We start from the raw sequence: 4,652 nt of genomic DNA, 5'->3' as shown, positions 1-4,652 counted from the left end.
GTTCCCGGTGGGGCCCTTCGACATCGTGCCCGGTGAGGCACTGGCGGAGGATACGAGATTCGAACTCGTGAGGGGTTGCCCCCAACACGCTTTCCAAATGTTCGTCTGGCTGTTCAAAGATGGTCACGGACGTCCTGACCGGTGGCGATGCGGTTCGCTCGGCCGGTTGCGGACTGTGCTGGACCAGGATGAACGCAACCGAAATTGCAACCGGTCGAGTGGTGTTCCTGCCACGAGCCCCGGCAGTGCGACGAGGCTGCCTCAAGCCTTCATCCCGCCGCTTGCCGGAATCGCAGGTCGCGCCAGCCGAACGCAGGCTGTCCGTGACCAGTTCCGAGCACCGCGTCAGAGCCCGACCAAACTCCGGGTACTCGCCAAGCGGCCGCCGGTGAACGACGCCAAACCTTGACACTCACCTCATATCTTGGCTCCCAAGAGGCCGACGACTTCGTATCACCAGCGCGTGGCAATGCTGCCGATGCCACGCGACTTCGCCTCGGCGTTGAGGGACCTGCTCTCGCGCTTGCTGCCGAAGTCGGTCGGGCGCAGCGCCTTGTCCCTCGTGAATGGGTGCGCTTGCTCCGGCGGGAGAATCGACCTGTTCTCTTACCCGATCGACCTTGTGTCGTCACTTCCAAGCCACTTGTCACTGATGTTGATGGCTGGCTGAATAACTTCCGGGTAACGATCTGGAGGGTACTCCTGCTGAATCTCCTTGCCAGTTCGTCGATCCTTGATAATCTTTACGCCAGCCGCCTTCATTTTTTTCAGGGTACCAATAGATTCACCTGATACAAGAGCGTTGAACGCTTTGATGGCCTGGGCCGACTGCTGAACGCTGTCCCTGCTCACAACCCCGCGGTTCACATTGATCATGGTGTTCGTGTACAGGGAGCGAGGGTCTCGCCCGACAAATTCGCGGCTGGTCTCACCGATGCCGTCGAAGAACAGGTCGGCGATACTCTCAGGCCATACTTCTGTAATGATCGTGCGCGCGACAATCAATCCCGTTGCGCTGGAGTGACATTGCTTTCCCTTGCTGACTAGGCGGACGATGCGGCCCTCGTCGACTGGCCACCTTGGAACCAAATCCTGTACGTGTTCGGCGGTCAGCCGTCCGCTGCTCCACCTCATCCAGTGCAGGCCCGCAGCGCGGTTTGCAATGATTTTAAGAGCGGCTGCATAGACGTTGGCGTTGCTCTGCCTCATCTCCGTGATCTGTGCGACGAAGTCGCCGGCTGCACGGACGCGACCGCCGTCAATCGCGGCAAAGGTGTCCGGGCTGAGGTTGTACGTGACCTGCGCAGTCACTGTAACGCCGGTCTCGATAATGGCGGCGGCTCGGTGCTGTCCGTCAATGAGGCAGCCATGTGAGTCCAGAGCGAAGCCTTGGTGGGTAGTGCGAAACTGATCATTTCGCAGAATGCTCTTAAACTTGTCTACATTGGAGCGCTTCAAGGGGACGCGGTTGCATGTCCTCTTTTCCATCCAACTCGAACACTTGCCGGGTGTAACTTCGGTGATCTCGGTGTATGCGCGCGGATTCTCGCTGTCTTCCTCGGTCACGTTCTGCCCTGTCCTCGCTTTGTTTCGATGTCTCGGGGGTCGAGGGTGGCGCGCCTGCGCGTCTCGATCACTCGCTAGAGATGCTAGGTCGGAGAGTCTTCGGGTTGCATGCATTGTTCCATTGCAGAGGTAAGTGACTGATTAATTGGAGATTGAGAACGATGTGGATCGTCTTTGACCATTTTTGTGCGATGGCTTGAGTCCTAGGATGGGGGTGCCGCCCAGCAGCCGTCTGCACGTGACCTGGTCCTCTGCGCCATGCGATCCGTGTGCGTGTGTGTGTTCGCAGCTGAGGACCTGCGCGGCCAGCACCTGACAGCGACTAGAGCCGCGGAACCCGCCGTATGCGTGATGGTGCTGAGTTCTCCACTCCGGCCGAGGTGTCGGGCTCTTGAGGGGGCATTCCAGGTATGCCGTGACCTGGGCGTCAGCAGTTGCCTCACATCGTCATGACCCATCCCTGGCCCGTGCTCAGCGTCCCACTGGTCAGCTTGGCGGCCGAGCGGCTGCGCACGGTGGTCCCGCATTTCCTCCGTCCTGCAGCGAGGCCCGCGCGGTTGAGCGGTCAGGCTTCTCACCCGGCTCCGCCTTCTCCATCCCGACGCCAGAGGCGCCGGTCAGGACCTGGTTGTGAACCAAGCCGACAGTATTCACACCTGCAGTGCTCCAAGGCGATCAGCTACGCTGCGAGACTGTTGGAATGCCCTGGTCTGATGTCGACCTCGGCAACGAGTGTCTGATAACTGCGCCGGAACCGTCTGTGCCCCAGGTACAAGCAGGGTGCGTGGATGCCTCAACGTGCGGCCGGGCGGGAACGGGATTGCCCGGACAAGGTGCAAGTCCAGCGCGAGACCAGGAATATCAAGTCACGTTCCGAGCGGGCCGCCGCACCCGTGCCCCTGCCGGGCCCGCTGGTCGCCATGCTCCGTGCCCACCGCGAGACGCAAGAGCGCGAACGCAAGGCGACCGGCGACCTGTGGGCCGAGTCGGACTACAGGTTCACCAAGCCGCTCGGTGGCCTGCTGAGCCCGAACGCGGACTATCACGACTAAGACGCCACTTCATTTGCGTGATCTTGCGGCAGTCTGGGGTGATGGCTGCTGCGCTTGTCGAACGGTTGGCGCCTGAAGACCTGTGGGAGTTGTTCCAGTGGGTGGTGCCGCCGGCCCCGCAGCGTCCGCAGGGCGGTGGGCATTGCCGTCGAGGGGATCACGAGGTGCTGGCCGCGATCATCTTCGTGGCCACCTCGGGCTGTACCTGGAACCAGCTTTCGCCGGGGTTCGGGCTGTCAGGGGTGACGGCCTTCCGCCGGTTCTCCGAGTGGACCGAGGCCAGGGTGTGGGCCAAGCTCCACCGCCTGGTCCTGGACGAACTCGGAGCACGGGGTGACCTGGAATGGTCACGGTGCGCGATCGACTCCGTCAGCGTCCGGGCCCTCAAAGGGGGCGGCTGACGGGGCCGAATCCGACCGACCGGGGCAGGAACGGATCGAAAATCCACCTCATCGTCGACCGCCGGGGCCTGCCCTTGTCGGTTGGCATCCCGCCCGTCCGATCACGTCGCGGCCCGCGGCGTCGGCGGCCCGGCAAGCCGCATGGCGACAAGGGACACGACTACCGCCACCTGCGGCGATGGCTCGCCTCCCGAGGCATCCGGCACCGCCCTGCCCGCAAGAGCGTCGAGTCATCCCGGCGCCTGGGCCGTCATCGCCGGGTCGTGGAGCGGACCGCTTCGTGGCTGTCCGGATGCCGACGCCTCCACCGCCGCTATGAGCGCAAGCCGGAACACTTCCTCGCCTTCACTGCCATCGCCGCGACCCTCATATGTCATCGCAGACTCACCAAATGAAATGGCGTTTAGAAGCGGCTGATCGAAGCCACGAAGGTGCGGGACGGCCAGCTGCACGCTGCCCGGCACCCGACCGCCACCATTGTCATGCTGCTTGGTGTCCCAGCCCGCGTCACCGACCAGATCATGGGTGGGAACCGGGAACGTCCGCGAGCATGCGGGCGCGGTACCTGCATGTCGGACGCCATGCTCAAGGACGTGGCCCGGAGGACCGCCGGAGCCATCTAATGCCTGTCTGACAATTGATCATCTGGCTGGTTCGCGGAGCCAGATGATCAGTGAGGCCAGGACGACTCCAGCGCGGTAACGGTCGGCGAGCTTGTCGAAGGGTGGAGACAGCGCGGAACTGCTTCAGGCGTGCGAAGCAGCGTTCGACCACGTTTCGGTCGCGGTAGAGGGCGCGGTCGAATACGGGTGGCCGACCGCCGAGGGCCCCGCGCCGTCGGGGGGTGTCCGCCTGGTCGCGGTGTTCGGGATCGTGACGGCGATGCCGCGGCACCGCAGCAGGTGACGGATCGCCCGGCTGGAGTAGGCCTTGTCGCCCAGCACGCGCTCCGGCGTCGTGCGGGGGCCGCCCGAGACGGCACGCGGGACACGGATCCCGCCGAGGACCTGGCCGAACGCCGTGGCGTCGTTGACGTTGCCGGGCGTGAGCACGATCGACAGCGGCAGGCCGCGGCCGTCGACAGACAGGTGGACCTTGGTGGTCAGTCCTCCCCGGGACCGGCCGAGGGCCTGGCGCGTCTGCGAGCGGCCCGGATCTTCCGGTTCGTCCCCGTCCGCGGCCCCTTCTTGCGGGCGCCGGTCGCGTGCTGGTGGGCCCGGTTGACTGTGGAGTCCACGGCAACCGTCCACTCCACCCGGCCCACCGCATCGTCGCGGACCTGGACATGCTCCAGCAGCTTCGCCCAGGTCTCGTCCGTTCCCCAGCGGGCGAACCGCTCGTAGGCGGTCTGCCAGGGCCCGTACCGCTCGGGCAGGTCACGCCACGGAGCCCCGGTCCGCAGCCGCCACAACACTCCGTTGACCACCTGCCGGTGATCACGCCACGGACGACAACGCCCGTGCACCTGCGGCAACAAGGGCTCTATCCGCCCCCACGCTACGTCCGTCAACTCTCCTCGACCTGCCACAAGATCAATTATTAGACAGGCCTTAGGGGCCCCGGAGCCCCCGTTGTGGACAAGAACCAGGATAGCGAGGGCTGGGACACGTCGAAGGGCCCCACCGTTTCCGGT

General features: G+C 64.4%; 3 protein-coding genes and 1 pseudogene. 2 read left to right on the top strand and 2 right to left on the bottom strand.

Going from position 1 to position 4,652, the window contains the following annotated elements; all coding sequences use genetic code 11:
• Positions 1–606: 606 nt before the first annotated feature.
• The gene (locus tag ACFVIM_RS32980; RefSeq protein WP_384309414.1) at positions 607–1,566 is read right to left on the bottom strand and encodes a hypothetical protein; all 960 of its coding nucleotides are present in this window, start codon (positions 1,564–1,566) and stop codon (positions 607–609) included.
• Between the two features lie 788 nt (positions 1,567–2,354).
• Between ACFVIM_RS32980 and ACFVIM_RS32975 the strand changes: the two genes are divergently transcribed.
• Together ACFVIM_RS32975 and ACFVIM_RS32970 are read left to right on the top strand one after the other, a co-directional pair.
• The gene (locus tag ACFVIM_RS32975; protein ID WP_384309412.1) at positions 2,355–2,618 is read left to right on the top strand and encodes a hypothetical protein; all 264 of its coding nucleotides are present in this window, start codon (positions 2,355–2,357) and stop codon (positions 2,616–2,618) included.
• A gap of 41 nt (positions 2,619–2,659) precedes the next feature.
• Positions 2,660–3,414, top strand: a protein-coding gene (locus ACFVIM_RS32970; protein ID WP_384309409.1) for an IS5 family transposase whose coding sequence is annotated in 2 segments (ribosomal slippage) — positions 2,660–3,007 and positions 3,010–3,414 — 753 coding nt in all. Because the reading frame shifts where the segments join, the coding sequence is not laid out codon by codon here.
• Positions 3,415–3,638: 224 nt separating this feature from the next.
• Here the strand turns inward: ACFVIM_RS32970 and ACFVIM_RS32965 are convergent.
• Positions 3,639–4,547: pseudogene (locus tag ACFVIM_RS32965) on the bottom strand (IS5 family transposase).
• Positions 4,548–4,652 lie beyond the last annotated feature (105 nt).

Source organism: Streptomyces sp. NPDC057638 (assembly GCF_042800315.1).
GTDB lineage: Bacteria > Actinomycetota > Actinomycetes > Streptomycetales > Streptomycetaceae > Streptomyces.
Note: the sequence above shows the minus strand (reverse complement) of the source record. Positions and strands in the feature narration are given on the sequence as shown.